The 16,263-nt window shown below is 39.5% G+C and carries 14 protein-coding genes; all 14 read right to left on the bottom strand.

All coding sequences use genetic code 11. The features are described from left to right. Positions 1-97: 97 nt before the first annotated feature. The 14 genes from QZR70_RS06075 to QZR70_RS06010 all read right to left on the bottom strand — a co-directional run bounded on the left by QZR70_RS06075 (position 98) and on the right by QZR70_RS06010 (position 16,110). Positions 98-1,459 carry a TrkH family potassium uptake protein gene (locus QZR70_RS06075; protein WP_257846307.1) on the bottom strand — a complete coding sequence of 454 codons (1,362 nt, stop codon included), beginning with the start codon at positions 1,457-1,459 and terminating at the stop codon, positions 98-100. A gap of 10 nt (positions 1,460-1,469) precedes the next feature. After that, complete coding sequence (locus QZR70_RS06070; protein ID WP_295793818.1) at positions 1,470-2,486, bottom strand: carbohydrate kinase family protein; 1,017 nt, start codon at positions 2,484-2,486, stop codon at positions 1,470-1,472. 212 nt (positions 2,487-2,698) lie between these two features. Next, positions 2,699-4,339, bottom strand: a complete 1,641-nt coding sequence (gene hutW, locus QZR70_RS06065) for a heme anaerobic degradation radical SAM methyltransferase ChuW/HutW (RefSeq protein WP_295793816.1) — start codon at positions 4,337-4,339, stop codon at positions 2,699-2,701. A gap of 19 nt (positions 4,340-4,358) precedes the next feature. After that, positions 4,359-4,877: a flavodoxin family protein gene (locus QZR70_RS06060; protein ID WP_274204723.1), complete on the bottom strand. Its 519-nt coding sequence runs from the start codon at positions 4,875-4,877 to the stop codon at positions 4,359-4,361. Between the two features lie 45 nt (positions 4,878-4,922). After that, positions 4,923-5,717, bottom strand: coding sequence for an energy transducer TonB (locus QZR70_RS06055; protein WP_287512134.1), 795 nt, complete (start codon positions 5,715-5,717; stop codon positions 4,923-4,925). 2 nt (positions 5,718-5,719) lie between these two features. Continuing rightward, the gene (locus tag QZR70_RS06050) at positions 5,720-6,127 is read right to left on the bottom strand and encodes a biopolymer transporter ExbD (RefSeq protein ID WP_039969325.1); all 408 of its coding nucleotides are present in this window, start codon (positions 6,125-6,127) and stop codon (positions 5,720-5,722) included. A 2-nt stretch (positions 6,128-6,129) separates the two neighbouring features. Beyond that, entirely contained in the window at positions 6,130-6,747 is a 618-nt protein-coding gene (locus tag QZR70_RS06045; RefSeq protein WP_295212421.1) for a MotA/TolQ/ExbB proton channel family protein, read from the bottom strand. A 35-nt stretch (positions 6,748-6,782) separates the two neighbouring features. Continuing rightward, on the bottom strand, positions 6,783-11,867 hold the full coding sequence (locus tag QZR70_RS06040; RefSeq protein WP_295793812.1) for a TonB-dependent receptor domain-containing protein: 5,085 nt from the start codon (positions 11,865-11,867) through the stop codon (positions 6,783-6,785). 181 nt (positions 11,868-12,048) lie between these two features. Further along, positions 12,049-12,939, bottom strand: a complete 891-nt coding sequence (locus QZR70_RS06035) for an AraC family transcriptional regulator (RefSeq protein ID WP_005385728.1) — start codon at positions 12,937-12,939, stop codon at positions 12,049-12,051. Between the two features lie 182 nt (positions 12,940-13,121). Next, positions 13,122-13,517, bottom strand: coding sequence for a YbaN family protein (locus QZR70_RS06030; protein ID WP_295793810.1), 396 nt, complete (start codon positions 13,515-13,517; stop codon positions 13,122-13,124). Continuing rightward, positions 13,517-14,884 carry a PTS ascorbate transporter subunit IIC gene (locus QZR70_RS06025; RefSeq protein ID WP_105089523.1) on the bottom strand — a complete coding sequence of 456 codons (1,368 nt, stop codon included), beginning with the start codon at positions 14,882-14,884 and terminating at the stop codon, positions 13,517-13,519. The genes QZR70_RS06030 and QZR70_RS06025 overlap by 1 nt, the downstream gene beginning before the upstream one ends. 31 nt (positions 14,885-14,915) lie before the next feature. Then, positions 14,916-15,191: a PTS sugar transporter subunit IIB gene (locus QZR70_RS06020; protein ID WP_005385725.1), complete on the bottom strand. Its 276-nt coding sequence runs from the start codon at positions 15,189-15,191 to the stop codon at positions 14,916-14,918. A gap of 12 nt (positions 15,192-15,203) precedes the next feature. Beyond that, positions 15,204-15,668, bottom strand: coding sequence for a PTS sugar transporter subunit IIA (locus QZR70_RS06015; protein WP_005385724.1), 465 nt, complete (start codon positions 15,666-15,668; stop codon positions 15,204-15,206). Positions 15,669-15,936: 268 nt separating this feature from the next. Next, positions 15,937-16,110, bottom strand: a complete 174-nt coding sequence (locus QZR70_RS06010; RefSeq protein WP_199176261.1) for a hypothetical protein — start codon at positions 16,108-16,110, stop codon at positions 15,937-15,939. Positions 16,111-16,263: the final 153 nt, after the last annotated feature.

Raw genomic sequence — 16,263 nt, 5'->3', positions numbered from 1 at the left:
CATCTTGGCAACAGTGCCACCAAATTGACCAAGACCTATTACTGCTATCGTTTTATGTTTCATATATGCCTCCTTTTATATTCAATCTAATCTATTTTTATAACAATACACGCTCTTCTGCATAGCTAATTGGTTTAGTCGGTGCCGTTCTTAGCGCCCAAGTACCAATAACAGTCATAACCCCTACACGACCTGTAAACATGACAAGCATTAACACCCATTTACTACTTTCAGATAAATCAGGTGTAATACCCGTTGTAAGACCTACGGTCCCAAAGGCAGAAGTTACCTCAAAAAGCAGTCGAATAAAGTCATATGGCTCATCCCAAGCCAAATAACAAGTAGCAAGTAAAACAAGAAGGATAGATAAAAAGATTATCCCATTTGCCTTAAGTACAGTAACCAACGAAATACGACGTTCAAAAACCTCTGTATCAGGACGGTTATTAAATAATGTACGCGATGCTAGAAAAGCGACGGCAATAGTACTAATCTTAACACCGCCCCCTGTAGAGTTAGGACCTGCCCCAATAAACATAAAAATGATGGTAATAAACAGTGTAATTGGATGTAAATCATTATAATCTACAGTTGCAATCCCCGCTGTACGAGGTGTAATCGATTGAAACAGAGATGCCATGACCTTGTTCCATATAGGTAAAGGGCCAAACGTTTTGGGATTCGCCCACTCAACCCCTAAGAAAATAATCGTCCCTAAAAGGATGAGCGCCGTTGTACCAACTAACATTATTTTTGTATGTAGTTTTAAATCTACAAAGCGTCGTAGCTTGCGATGCGACCAAATATCAAAAGTTGCAAGATAACCAAAACCACCTATTACAATAAGGGCCATTGTATTCATATTAAATAATACATCACCCACCATAGCATAAGGTAAATCATTATCAAAGAATATAAATCCTGCATTACAAAAGCTGGAAATAGATTGCATAATCCCCGTATATAAAGCAGCATCCCCAATATAGGGATATAGCTGAATGGTATAGATAATACCACCAATTATTTCGACACAAAAGGTATAAATGGTTAGCTTCTTCGTAATGTGTAAAAGCCCTTTCATACCATCTTGCCCTACATCCTCTGACAAGAGCACGCGATTTTTCAGACCTACCCGTCGCCCTAATACTAGAGCAATAATGGTGGTAAAAGAAACAATCCCTAAACCACCTAATTGGATAAGGATTACCATGATAATTTTGCCAAACAAGGACCAATGATGATAGGTATCTACTGTTGACAATCCTGTTACAGAAACACAAGATACTGCGGTAAAAGCTGCATCTACAAGCGTTGTACTATGGCCTTGAGCATGTGATATGGGCAACATGAGTAATATCGTCCCTATAGTCATGGTAGCAAAAAAGCTAAGGGCTAATAGGCGATAAGGATTTTGTTGCATATATTGCTGAACTTGATTTTTTGAAGTATTTTTCCACATAACTATAGTCCTATCCTATTAGTTCCTGCACTGACTTTAACGTTGGTAGTGGACTGCGCCCGCCTATGCCTTGTGTATTTAAAGAAGCTACTGCAGATGCAAAAATAGCAGCCTTCTCTAAATCGGAATGCGCGCAAGCTTTTAGCAACTCTACAGCATGTATAGATGCACGGTCATGCTTAGTCGTCGAAGTTGCGTCTTGCCCCTTCATATGATTAATTGTATGTACTAAATTAGCTAAAAAAGCCCCATGAAAGCTATCCCCAGCCCCCGTTGTATCTACTACGGTAGCTTGAGTAAATGGCTCACATCGATAAGATGTTCCGTCAGGCCATACAAAATAACTGCCATTAGCACCATCTGTAACACCTGCAATACATGCACCTCGTTCATGAATGATACGACAAGCCTCTTCTAAATTAGTTGTACCCGTATATTTTTCAGCATAATCACGAGCTACGATAACGATATGACTGGCTTCAGTAATAGGCTTCATGTCTTCATCGTAACGCTGAGCTCCACCATCTAAAGAAATAATAGTGCCTACCTCTTTTGCAACAGTCATAGCAGAGCGCATGAGTTGGCGATGTCGACCATTGATATGCAGAATATAGGCAGATCCTATCAGCTGCTTATGGGTATCTAAAAACTCAGGCTCAGTTGCAGTAGACCGTTCAAAAAATACAGCACGCTCACCAGTACTCTGTTTTACGAGGATTGTTGCCACACCGCTGTTAGCACCGCGTTCAACTTGAATTGCCTCTGTATTAACATTGTATTTTTCAAAGTCATCTAATATATGACGACCTACCATGTCATCACCAATGCTATCAATCATAGCGGTACGAGCACCATATTTTCCTGCCACTGCTAGTGCTGTAGCCACTGGCCCACCACCATCTGTAGTAGACGATACGACTTGTTGTACCTCACGGCCTGTAGGATAATGATCGACGACAATAAATCGATCTAATGTACTGGCACCTATGCCAACAATATCTATATGTTTTTGAGGAAATGTACTCATACTAATCTCCTAACTCCGAAAACATAACTATTCATACAACAATATTACTTCTTATAGTTACAGAATACCTTTCACCTTATAAAAAGTAAACCCCAGACCATGGTCTGGGGCTACTTTGTAGTACAAAGTGTACTGTATGTCACGTAGTTTGTCTTATTTAGTATATGTTGTGTGTGAGAAAGGTTGTTAGATATAAGGTGTAATATAACAGGTTAAGACATCATACGTTCCATCATATATTCAATTTCATCAGCACTCAAATTGTACATAGCCTGTACCATTCGCTCTGCTGACTCACCAGATGCACCACTTTTCGCAATTTCTGCTTTTGCCTTAGCGATAAGGGCTTCCTTGCGTTGTGCTTCGGAATCTTCATCTGTTGGTACGGAAATATTAGCTTTACCTTGACCAATACCACGTACCTCTTGATTATGATTATCTTTAGACGTTGTTTTCGTATCTTGGGCGGCCACCGCTTCCATAGCGAAGGAGTTTTTACCAGTCATGATATACTCCACAGCCTCCAAGGTACTTTGTGTAAGATTTACCGTCCAGAATTCACCAGCTGCAGTCAATTTATAAAGCAATCCATTGTAAGCTATGAGGCCACGCTCTTCCCATAATTTATAGAGCCAATTTAATTCTTCTAGTCTTGGATCTAGTGCTACCAAACTCATAATATTGAGGAATCCTTGTTCAAGTTGGCTTACCACTTGATTTACGACGGGTTGTAACTCACTTTGTTTCATAAGAGCCATGAATGGTTTTTCACCGCGGCTAACCATATCTTCGTATGGCGTTAATGCACGATGTAACATCATGCCGTACCCATCGACATTACCACCGGCACCGCTACCAAATGGGAACATAGGCACGCCCGCTTTAGCCAAGATATTATACAAGCTACGTTCACGATTATTAGCACTCCAGTGAGCAGCGCTTAATCGGCGATAGGAGCGCTCATCAAGGTACTTGCGACCAAATTCGAACATATCCCCTTGCATAGCCGTTGTCGCAGCAGCTGGCACCTTACCGTTTGCAATATCTTTATTAAGATCACTGCCGTCAAATACATTTAATTGATAGAGGTCAGCACCATCTACGCCTGAGCTTACTAAATCAGCTAAATCTTGTTCCCAAACCTCCATAGTTTGACCAGGCAAACCATAGATTAAGTCGATAACAACAGAGCATTGACCATAGGCCTTTAATGCTGCTAGACGTTCTAATACGGTTTCTTTCGTATCTAGACGGCCTACCATTTGACGCACTTCTGTGTTGAAAGATTGTACACCAATAGACATGCGGTTTACGCCGTTTGCCATCCACACATCAAGATTTTCAGGAATCAAATCGTGAATACGTCCTTCTAAGGTAAGCTCGTAATCGTTAGCTAGTGGCAAATACTCTTTAATTGCTTTTAGCAATCGTTCAGAGTTTGCTGGAGATAGCGATGTTGGTGTGCCTCCGCCGATAAATACAGCATGAATCAAACCATCTTTTAATCTTGGACGCTCACTAGCTAGTTTTAACTCGCTAACAAGACCATCAATATATTGGTCCTCTACGTTTTGACTCGTACCGTTTTGGAAGAAGCCACAATATGTGCATTTTGTCTTACAAAACGGAATGTGAATATAGGCGCATTGCATTTCACCCTTTTTAGGTGTGCCATTCGTTAAGGTATCCCAAACGGCTTGTGTTTCCTTTGGAGAAACTAAGGTACCATTTAGCCCTGCATGAACAACCCGTTTATGCGGGAATGCACCACTCATCGGATTATCGCATTCTAAACCTAATTGTAGATTGCGTTGTTTCTCCGGAATGGATTCAAAGAAACTTGCTAAACTCATACTCCAATCCCCTTTCAGTTTAGGCTTGCAACTTTGCAAGTACAGATTTTGTAAATTCTTTTGCATTTGCAAAGTCTTGTTCGTCTGGATGTGTTTCAGCCGCTTTATGTAAGGCATCGCGTTCAGGGCTTTGACCATGAGCAGATCCAGGTGGGAACATTTTATACATCATTTCGATGACTTTCGGATCAATTTTACCTTGGCATACGAAGCCATCTACAAGGGATTCTTTATTTTGTAGTAATTCAGATGCTTTTTCAATACTTTCACGAGCGTGTTCAGAATCTGCATACATACCTAATGTGGCAAAGAATACGATGTTAGGATTTGTTAAGGTTTCAATCAATTTGGCTGCTTCTTTATTTGCTGTACCGCGGTCTACCCAGAAACCTACGAAAACAGTGTCATAATCAGCTAAATTCTCTGGCGCTTCCTTTACAGGAACGCAAGGTGTACCTTCAGGCATTACAGAAGCCATTGCTTCCGCTACGCTTTTTGTATTTCCCGTGAGGGATGAATATAAAATAATGGATTTCATAATTATCTCCTTTAATTCATAGATAGGTCTATCACATAGATACTTCTATTCGTCCTCATCATCAGATGATTCATGACCTCTAAACTCAACTGGTACATTGATATCAATATCTTCACCTGTTGGATTTTGATATGGTGTTGCAGCTACTACTGCAGACATAGCCGCATCATTAAATATTTCATTTGTAGACGATATAATACTTTGACCAATAAGATTACCATTTGTATCTAATGTAACTTGTACAGTTACATCACCTTGTAACTTTCTTTTTAAAGCCATGGAAGGCATTTGTGCATTATTTTGCACTCTTGCACGGAATCCCTCCGTATCAAATGCAGCTTTCACCGTACCATGACTATCACCATTGCCATTGCCATTACCGTTGCCATTTCCCTGACCTTGACCATCGCCATTACCAGTGCCAACGCCTGTACCGTTACCACCGCCAGAGCCGCCACCATGTCCGGGGCCGGAACCCCCTGCGGAATTATCGCCAGAGGTATTACCTTTATGTTCGCCACCTTTTTTGGCTACATCTACTGCATCAGGAATATCTGTTGCAGTAGATGGATCAATATTCGCTACAACAGCCTTTGTTCTTGCCGCCACTTCATCAGCCGATAATGGTTTAGGGAATAGGTCTGACCTATTACCGCCACCACCGCCGGCATGACCACTGCCGCCATCATCGAGCACACTTTGCGTGAGGTCGATTTCATAGGTTTCCATTTCTTGAATCGCTGGAACCACTACAAAAAAGATAACTGCAATAAATAGAGCAACTAGATGAACTACGGCGGATATAATGGCTGCTTTTTTCCATGATATGCCTAGTCCCATAGTTATCCTTTCTGTTCAGCTGCAATAGCCAAGCGTTTAACACCAGATTGTTTTAGCATATCCATAATTGCTACCACTTGACCATGAGCTGCACGTTTGTCGGCTTGTAAGATAACACTAGCGTTAGGATTTTCTTGAATTCGTTGTTTAATCATAGCTTCTGCTTGATCAATACTCATTGGATTGTTATCAATTGTAATATGCCCTTCCGCATCAAGTGTAAATACAACTGGTAACTGAGCCGGTGCAGATGCACTCGTAGCTTGTGGTAATTGTACAGATAATGCTTTTTGAGCTACTGTTTGTAAGCTATTCATCATGAAGAATACCAACAAGAAGAAAATAATATCAATCATTGGGATAATCATGAATTCAGGCTTTGTTTTCATACGAAAGCTTTGTAGGTTCATAATTAATTCCACCCTTCTCGCTTAGCACTAACGATGTTCACACACATACCTTCGATTTGATTAATAATAGAATCTAAACGATGGCTAAAGAATGTGTACACAATAAATGCCATGATGGCTACACACAAACCAGAGGCTGTGGCAATAAGGGCTTCACCAACACCACCAGTAATAGCGGATGCACCAGCACCGGCATCGAGAATACTAAAGGAACCAATCATACCTGTAACAGTACCAAGTAAGCCTAATAGTGGGGAGATTGTAACAGTAGCGCTTAGGTAATCCATATATTTACGGAAACCAACCGCATCAACACCCATTTGATCAGCGAAGGCCGTTTTCATTGCTTCTTCGCTAGAAGCATTATGTAGACCAGCTTCTGCAATGCGACTTGCAATAGATGGGTTTTCTTTGATTACTTTATCAATTTCGTCCCACTTTTGTAATTTTGCTAGTTCATTGACTGCATGTGTAACAACAAATGTCTTACCTGAATACTTATGATAAAAGAAAGCCCGTTCTACAGCAATAGCGATAACCATGAAAGACAAGAGTAATAATGGATACATTACATACCCGCCACTATGAAACAAGTGAATGACATAATTTAAATTTTCCATTTTAGTAACCTTTCTGCCTATTTACAGACTGAACATTAGAACCTGTAGGTCCCTTGAATTCTTGTATAATCGCCTAACTTAAAGCTTTCACTACCATATAAAGTATCTCGTTTATTAGTGCCCTTCGCATCAAATGTATAGAATGCTTCAAGGAGTAAATCCTTGCGTGGTACATAGCCCGCACCAAATGTAAAGCTACGAATACCATCGAGATAACGATCTGGTACAGCACCAGTACCATTACCGCCAAAGAATGAACCATGTTCAAAGTATTTATAGTCGATGAATGCATTCCAAGATTTTGGAACATCAAGATCAGCACGACCAATGTCTAAGCGGGCCATCCAGAAGTGAGGTGTACCACCCATTTGATGACCTTTAAGAGCAAAGTCCGCAGTGCCCCGTTCATGTTGATATACAGTATTACCATTTAAGTAACGCCCTAAGTTGGAACGGTTTTGGCCATAATCAACGGTAATCGAAGCATTAGCACCTAATTGATATTTAGCGCCAATACCAAATACTTGAGCTACATTTGAGAAGTTATATTCATCATTGCCGTTACCATTTGCATTTAAATAGGTATGTGTTTTACCGCCAAAGGAACGTAAGTACCAGGCTTGTAACCCAAGACGAGAGCCTATTTGTTTCTTGTATTGAACAAAGGCCGCTTTATCAATAGCCGGTACAGTATCTTTTTCAAGAACTACACCTTCTGTACGAATCAAATTACCGATGATCTTGCCTATTGCTTCACGAGGTAATTTATTTTCAGACTCTGCATCATGTACAACTTTTTCAAGATTGTATAAATAGTTGTACATTGCTGGTGTCATACCCCAACCATAATCAGAACTACCTTCACCCCAGTCGTTAGAGGCCATTGTAAAGTTCTTTTTATAAATCGCATCTTTAGCATCATAATCGCTAAATACATAGCTACCACTATCGTATTTATACGTTTTAGCACCTAAATAACCAGTGAACTCATAATCACTAGATGGTTGTCCATAGTAATCATAGGATTGTTTGAAAGTACCATCTGGCTGTTTAACCCAAACAACATCGAGCTCACTATTGTTATAATTACTCCAGTTATCTGTAGCATTATATTTAGCTATTTCTGCTACGGATTGATTGATCTCGTCACCATGTTTTTCAACATAGGCCTTAGGATTTACTAAAGCATCTTTATTATCGGTTGATACGATAAGACCTTTAGCCTTTTCTTTTAAGTATTCAGGGTATAAGGAGGAATTCACATTATACATAATATCCCCTGTCTTATAGAGTTTTTCTCCTGTATGCTTATTAGTGATTTCATACATTGCATAACCACCAGATGGAATATCGAGGGAGAATTTCTTCCCAGCCATATCTGTAGGATATGCTTTTGTAAGAATATCTTGTAAATGGCCCATGATTTGAGCTTGTTTTTGTTGAGTCTCTCTTAGCTTAGCATCAGCTTTAGCCATTTCTTGATCGCGGTTTGGATTGCTCCAGCTAAGATCTAATGACTCCTTATAAGCTTCATATTCATCTTGTAAGCCTTTAAGCTGTTGATAGAAGTAGATGCTATCTGTCTTACCTTTGTAAGTAGAATCATAGATACCATTAGGACTATCTGGTGCTGCTGCATCCTCTGTAGATTTTTTCTCACCATCAGAGCCAGTTTTTGTAGCACTGTTGATATCATATGGATATTCATCACGATTAATACCAATCAATTCAGCCGCTGTTGGCGGTCTATAAATAACTTCATGTACTGCATGAGTATAAGCCGAATCAGTAATACCTGTACTATGTTTGAAAGTACCAACACCAATACGAACTTGTGAGTCATGACCATTCCAAACGGCACGAACGCCATCATAAGATTGACCAAACCAGTAGCCACTAGCCCCCATAGGTTCTGTTAAGCGACCTACCGATACATCCCATTTTTTAACGCGTCTTGTAAGATCAACTGTATCGATTCGTTGATGGTTAAAGCCCTTAGAGTCGGATTGTGTCCAGCTTGTATCAACACCGCTCATACCAGTTGCACTACCGATAACTTTAAGATTGGTAAACTCATTAAGACGAGCATCGAGGCCTAGGCGCAAACGTTGTTCAAAGCTATGACGATTGGCATCGTACATATTAGCTTTTGCAGAACCAATAGCGGAATTTTCTCTAAATGGAGATTGTGGTCTATTAGAGCCATCATGTGCCATCCAACGTGCTCTGTAGTCGCCAACTAATGTAACACCACGTTCTTTAGTAGTGTCGAAATCAGAATGAATAAAATCAGTTAAGCGAACCACATCAGATACGTTTTGTACACCGGATTCACCATTTGTAACTTTCCCATTAGTATCCGTTACATTTGCACCTGTTACGCTACCTTTTGCACCATCCTTAGTCTTACCGATAGCTGTCGTTTTACTGCTGTCTCCACCACCAAATTTAAGGTTAACCCCTACACGATACACACGTTCTTGCGTAGCACGGTCATCATCGCGATGGTTAAAGATATTATTGATGCCAAAGTACATCATGGCATTTTTATTGAATCGTTTTTGAACCATTACGTTCCAAATGCCAAATGTTTTCTTTTCATAGCTTTGCTTCTTATATACGCCTGCATCACCAGATAAGATATCTGGCCAGTAGTTGCCACCATTATTAAGAGTATTACTATCAAGCATATTGATATAGTAATCGCCCCAAATGGAACCATTCCAACCGGATTTAGGGTTGTCATAGGTAATACCAATATCAACCTTATGCATTGGTTTATCCAACAATTGTCGAGGCATTGTTGGATCACTCTTATTGATGGCATGCAAGTATGTATACCCGAGCTTACCGGACCAATACTTACCGAATTTTTGTTGTACCTCTGCTTGAAGGCCCGTAATTTCAGCTTTACCAATATTTTTAAAGCTATAAATCATGTCTGGTGCACGTTGGTACTTAGCATCACCCTTGAGGTATGGAGCAAAGTCCATGAAGTCCCCTGTGAAGTATACAGACATATAGTTTTTGATGCGGTTATGGAATACGCCTACACGAGCATAGGTATTCTTATTTTCACCTTCTAAGCTCATGTCAAAGTTAACAGATTTCTCAGGTTTCAAATTAGGATTGCCGGCCCAGTACCAACCAAGTTTTGCAACCCCAATCCCAACAGGATTGGAAGCATACATTTCCCAGTTGTACCACAATTCGCCCATACCTGGTTCTGTATAGCCCGTCCCTACATTAGCTTTAAACCTGCGATGTGTATTACCTTTAACGTTATAGGTCATCCCTAAGGAAGCAGATAAATTAGAACCAAATAAGCTGCTGTTATCAAAGCGAAGAATTGGGGATAATGTTAAATTCTTATTTACCTGCCATGTATCAGAAACATAAGCATTTAACTTACGAATCGTACCGCTACCAGTTGTTAAGCGTTGATCACGGCTACGATATTCTTCTAAGAAGGCTTTACCATTTAGCTTAGGTGCTTTTTTACGCATTTCCGGATCATTGGACTCGCCGTATTTAAAGTAATCACCTACAATATTGGCACGTGTGGCAGATAATACAGGATTTTCTGCTTTCAAACGGTCTTCTAAAGCCTTATAACGAGCTTTGAACTCATCTGTTACAGGTTGATTATTAGGAGATGTACTAGACCAATCACTTAATCTACTTTCAGACAAACCATAGTTTATATAGTCATCATAAGTTATACCTGGTTTTTGAGCATCTGTTTCTGCACCATAATATTCATAATCCATATCCCATTGCGGCATACCACCACCGGAATTAATGAATTTATAATCGTGGATATGAGAGTAAACCTTGATGCTATTATCGCCTTTACGTCTTACAAGACGATCGAGTTTATCAACTAGCAAGCTCTTATCGTAATCCCAAGGATCAATGTACATGGTACTTGTATTAGGAGAACTCTTTAAGCGGCTACCAGAACCTTCTTCACGAGCATAGCTTACACCGTAGCTAAGCAAATGATTTTTATTAAGCTGTGTATTCGCATTAGCTCGAATATCCAATTGACGATGATCGATGTTATCGATATAACGCAACTCATTGGAGCCTTCATAGGCGGAGCGACCTGTATAGCTAATGAGGGCTACATCATTTTCTTTAATGCGGGAGTAGTTAGTTTCAACAGTCCAATCGCTTTTGCCTGCTCGGGAGGACCATTGTAAATTAGCCGTATTGCGGTCTGCGGTACGTTTGAAATGTTGTTGAGGCTCTAAATCAGAGTCGGAGTGCTTAACATCGCGTACAAGGTCTTCTGTGTAGCGGTTAAGTCGCATTTCAAATTTATTCTTATCATTAGCTTCGTAGGTTGCTACAAGACCGATATCAGCCGCATCACCATAATAACGAAGCACATTTGGCTTAAAATTATGTTTTGCATAATCAAAAGCCATGCCAGAATCTCGACGTTTAACGGATGCTAAAACAGGCATTAGATCACGTTTACTGCCTGACAAACCAACCTTTAACTTACCCATTTGACCAGAGTCGGCACGAATAAAGAAGTTTTGGAATGGGAATGTATCACCATCACTCTTACGACGCATACCTTCTGCGTTTAATTGTAAGATCGGTTTCTTCTGTGCTTTTTTTGTGATGATGTTAACAACACCACCAATAGCATCTGAACCGTATTTTGCACTGGCTGCCCCTTGGATAACCTCAATACGTTCAACATTTTCTGTACCTAACCGTTGAACTTCATCTGCTGCACCGGAGTACTTATCAAAATCGCCTAGTACTGGTTGACCATCTACTAAAATAAGTGTGTGACGCGCTTCTGCACCACGAATAGATACACCTACACGGCCCATAGCATCTACAGTTCTAGAGACGCCAGTTTGTGTAAAAATAATATCTTCGACGGACTTCGCCTGCTTTTTCTCAATATCTTTCTTGGTAATGATTTGCACTTGCTGTGAGTCTAATTTGGCTGCTTCTTCTGCCCATGTTCCTTTAACATGAACAACATCTGTAGTAACGGTTGCATTCTCAGCCCATACTACAAGAGGTGCGCTAAGCCACAAGGCAACTGCACTAGACAGAATTATGGTGCGCTTTGTATGTCCCCACCGGTCCATTGTGCCCTCCTCAAATTTTAACTAATTATACGTTTTGTATCTTTCACTCTCAAATAAAAAGATACACTCTACCAACATATAATGACATTGAATATCATTTACATTTTAATGTTAGCAAAGTGTATCTTGCATATCTACTCCGAAAAGACCAAAAATATACGTTTCGGACAATATTAAATTGTTATATCTTACGATAAGCACTTGGAGTTACACCAGTAGCCTCTTTAAAGGCACTAGTAAACTTACTGCCATTCTCATAGCCTACGGCATTAGCAATTTCTAGAATCGATTGATCCGTTTCATGGAGTAACCTCTTAGCCGCATTAATACGACATTCTTTTAAATATTGATGTATCGTCGTACCATATACGCCCTTAAAACATCTTTTTAATGTAGACGTAGGTACATCAAATTGTTCAGATAATGTCTCAATTGTAATACGCTTCATAAACTGAGTAGATACATATTCGTTAACAGCTTTCACAATATCAACCTGCTGTTTCCGATAGGTTGCTCTCTTTTCATTATTGCTCGTAGAAATTACAGATAATAACAAAAAGATCTCAATAACCTTTAATTTAAAATAGTGCCCTTTGATTTGGTCAGGCACTTTATATAAGCTAGAAAAAATCTGTCTAACCGATTCAGTTTCTTCCATCATCATACCGTACTCGGAATGCTCACAAAATCGTTCAGCTAGGCTTGTTAAATTAATACGTGACTCAGTAACAAGCGAATCCAATACAGGTTGCGCTTTTTCTACATCTACGAGTAATACAATTCCCTTAAAAAGTTTTGTAGGGAAATAATTTTTATGTTGGTAGTCAGCATGAGTATGCCATCCTAATGACATATCTCCTGGCCCCATATATAAATATTCCCCAGATGTAAACTTACACTCGATGCGCCCCTCTTCACAATGATTTATGGCAAATGTCTTGGTATGTGATTTAGCATAAAATTGAACCGACTCTTCTTTCACATCCAGAAATAATAGATCGATACCGTCAAACACCGTATGTCTCGACATAGTAAGTCCTGCATGTGAAATTGCATGATTATGTGGATTCATACTATCACCATATACACAAATACTATATAAATTATCACTTACACAATTATCATAGTATACTTATTGATATTCATTGTCAAATCAATTTTTGTAATAATTCATTTTTTCTTTAAAAATATAAATTTACACAAAAAATAGCCTCGTAAACTAAACCAATGTAGTTTACGAGGCTATATTTAGAATTATTTTTTTGTTTTTACAATAAAGACTAATGCTATAACATGACCAATCCATACAAAGGCCATAACACCAAGTGCAATGGGCATATCTTGACTAAAGTACGCACCAATCGCCATTATTGTACTCACAGATAAGAGAATGGACAACTTTGTCCGCAACGTTAACGCTTTATCGCGTTCATAAGCACCAACAGTCTTTTGATATAAACTAGATTCTAAAAACATGTTATGAAAACGTTCAGATCCTCTAGCTAAACAAAATAAGGTAAGCATATAAAAAGGTACTGTTGGCAATAGTGGTAATACGATACCCGCTGTACCAAGAGCAAAGCTAATAGCCCCTATAGTAAGGAATATATATCGTATTACAACATTACTATGTTGCTCAGTTGTTTTCATTACTCCTCTTCTACATAATTAATAACTTTACCTTTTGTTTTAATAAAGTTTGGAATGATAAGTACAAGAGCTGCAATCGCTACGATACCATAGATACCAGCCATACCAATCCATTCGAATGCATGACCAAGTACAAGACCCATTACGGCAAAGTCTGCATCACCAAATGTTGTATTTTGGAAACCTAATTGACCAAGAACTGGCAATGCCAATGCTGGCAAGAAAGTAATAGCCAAACCATTAAGGAATGCACCTACTGCTGCACCACGACGACCGCCTGTAGCATTACCATAGATACCTGCTGTTGCACCGCAGAAGAAATGAGGTACAAGACCAGGAATGATCAACACACCACCTACAGCGCCAAGGATGAGCATACCAATGATACCTCCAATAAAGGAGCTAATGAAGCCCAATACTACTGCTGTTGGAGCATATGTAAAGAATACGGCACAGTCTACTGCTGGGATAGCATTAGGGATAATTTTTGTTGCAATACCTTGGAATGCAGGAATTAAATCACCTAAGATCATACGTACACCAGAGTATACGATTGTTACACCTACAGCAAAGTTCATAGCGCTCATAACAGCGTATAAGTAAGGACTCATATCACCAGATAAAGTAGCTACAAACTCAGAACCAGCCGCAAAGGCTGCAATCAAGTAGAATACAATCATAGTCAATGCTGTAGATAGCGTAGAATCACGTAAGAAACCCCATTTTTCTGGAATTTCAATGTCTTCTGTACTATCGTCTGCTTTACCTACATATTTGGCAACCCAAGCGGATAAATAATAACCTAAACTACCAAAGTGACCGATAGCAATTTCATCGCCTTCTGTAACCTTAGATGTATAGCTTTGGCCAATTGCTGGAGAAATAGCAGACCAAGCGCCCATCAAGAAACCACCTACAAGGATGAGTTCCATACCGGACAAACCTGCAGTACCGAGTACGGCAGACATAAGACAAGCCATAAATAAGCTATGGTGACCTGTTAAGAACACATATTTGAACTTGGTGAAACGAGCAATACATAAGTTCATCAATAAGCCTACTACGAGAATAGACATCGTTTCAACGCCAAGTACCTTTTGTGCTACAGCCACGATAGCTTCGTTGTTTGGTACTACACCAGTAATATGGAAGCCATGCTCAATCATCTTACCTAGTGGATCAAGATTGTTAACGATAACACCTGCACCAGCTGCGAGCATCAAGTAGCCAAGAATAGGTTTTAATGTACCAGTCATTACCTTATGAAACGGGCGTTTCAAGGCAATCAAACCTATACATGACATAATACCAATCAAAAGTGCTGGTTGAGACAGCACATCACGTAAGAACTCTAATACCATTTCCATGGCACTACCTCCTATATATAGTTGTTACATTTTATTGAGCTGCTTGTTTTAATGCATCAAGAATATCTTCTGTGATTTTCTTTTTATTAATATAGCTGCGAACAATAGCCACATTCTTGTCTTCAAATTGTTCAGCCAATTCTTTTACAGTTACAATAAGGTCCGCTTTACGGCCTTGTGCGGCATTAAAATCAATAGATTCAACTTGTGCATCAATACCATTTTCAGCACAGATTTCTTCAATTTTCATTTTTAGCATCAAGCTAGAACCAATGCCATTACCGCATACAGTTAATACAGAAATCATACTTGCCTCCTACTAAACGTATTCTTGATCTTCTAAATGCTCGGCCAAGAATGCTTGTACATCTTCAATACTTTCAAAATCAGCAGCCGCATCTAAAAACTCATCATCCTCAAATAATGTAGCAATATCTGTCAACAACTGAATATGTTCATCCTTGTTCGGAGCACACAAAAACAACGCCACAGAAACAGGATCATTGTCAGGACTACCAAAATTCAATGGTTTTTCTAAGGTTACCAATGCAGTACCTACACGTTTTGCCCCATTTTCCGGACGAGCATGTGGCATAGCAAGACCTGGTGCCAATACAATATAGGGTCCCATTTCACGCACTACCTCTACCATAGCCTCCGTATAAGATGGATCAGTAAAACCCGCATCAACCATGAGTTGGCCACCGTGACGAATTACCTCTTCCCACGTTTCTGCAGGATAATGAAAGGATACATTATCCTCAGATAGTAAATCTTGTAACAAGCTAACACCTCCTGAATTTACTTACGTACATACTTTTATTATATCCATTCTGTGAGTTTTTTCATATAACAAAATAGGAATTATTATACTATACGCAACGAAAAAGGTCCCAATTCAATGAATTGGGACCTTCTTCGTACTGCTTTGTATTGCACACAGCATATGGTTAGAGAGTAGAGATGTGTTGTAGTTGAAAGATTTAAATAATGGGTTATTGTAACATAGATTAAAAGTTTATTATGTTGTATATGCTGTGACAATGCCTTATTTATGCATTTCTAGTACATTGTTGCCTATAGCGTTTATCATTATTGGCCTTGATGGCCATAATTAATGGTTTGAGTGAAAGAAACTCTTCATCACTAAGTCGAATAGTTCTACCAATACGTTTAATCGGATTACGTGGGCGCCCGGCACCGCGTCTAGTTCCACCCCATGCCATATACATACCTCACTTTTCACTTGAAAAACTCCTTCTACCGATAGTATAACCTCCGTTACATAAGTATGCAATAGTTATTCATTATAAACAGTCCTAAAATCAGGAGATAGCCCGGGAAATCATGCTTGGCTCCATATTGCTTCATCAGTCCCC

Origin of the sequence: uncultured Veillonella sp., from assembly GCF_900545205.1 — a bacterium.
Taxonomy (GTDB): domain Bacteria; phylum Bacillota; class Negativicutes; order Veillonellales; family Veillonellaceae; genus Veillonella.
This window is presented reverse-complemented; position numbering and strand designations above follow the sequence as displayed.

Coding starts and splice junctions, on each gene's coding strand:
- QZR70_RS06075 (WP_257846307.1), bottom strand. CDS start 1,459: ATGTGGAAAAATACTTCAAAAAATCAAGTTCAGCAATATATGCAACAA.
- QZR70_RS06070 (WP_295793818.1), bottom strand. CDS start 2,486: ATGAGTACATTTCCTCAAAAACATATAGATATTGTTGGCATAGGTGCC.
- hutW (WP_295793816.1), bottom strand. CDS start 4,339: ATGAGTTTAGCAAGTTTCTTTGAATCCATTCCGGAGAAACAACGCAAT.
- QZR70_RS06060 (WP_274204723.1), bottom strand. CDS start 4,877: ATGAAATCCATTATTTTATATTCATCCCTCACGGGAAATACAAAAAGC.
- QZR70_RS06055 (WP_287512134.1), bottom strand. CDS start 5,717: ATGGGACTAGGCATATCATGGAAAAAAGCAGCCATTATATCCGCCGTA.
- QZR70_RS06050 (WP_039969325.1), bottom strand. CDS start 6,127: ATGAACCTACAAAGCTTTCGTATGAAAACAAAGCCTGAATTCATGATT.
- QZR70_RS06045 (WP_295212421.1), bottom strand. CDS start 6,747: ATGGAAAATTTAAATTATGTCATTCACTTGTTTCATAGTGGCGGGTAT.
- QZR70_RS06040 (WP_295793812.1), bottom strand. CDS start 11,867: ATGGACCGGTGGGGACATACAAAGCGCACCATAATTCTGTCTAGTGCA.
- QZR70_RS06035 (WP_005385728.1), bottom strand. CDS start 12,939: ATGAATCCACATAATCATGCAATTTCACATGCAGGACTTACTATGTCG.
- QZR70_RS06030 (WP_295793810.1), bottom strand. CDS start 13,517: ATGAAAACAACTGAGCAACATAGTAATGTTGTAATACGATATATATTC.
- QZR70_RS06025 (WP_105089523.1), bottom strand. CDS start 14,884: ATGGAAATGGTATTAGAGTTCTTACGTGATGTGCTGTCTCAACCAGCA.
- QZR70_RS06020 (WP_005385725.1), bottom strand. CDS start 15,191: ATGATTTCTGTATTAACTGTATGCGGTAATGGCATTGGTTCTAGCTTG.
- QZR70_RS06010 (WP_199176261.1), bottom strand. CDS start 16,110: ATGGCATGGGGTGGAACTAGACGCGGTGCCGGGCGCCCACGTAATCCG.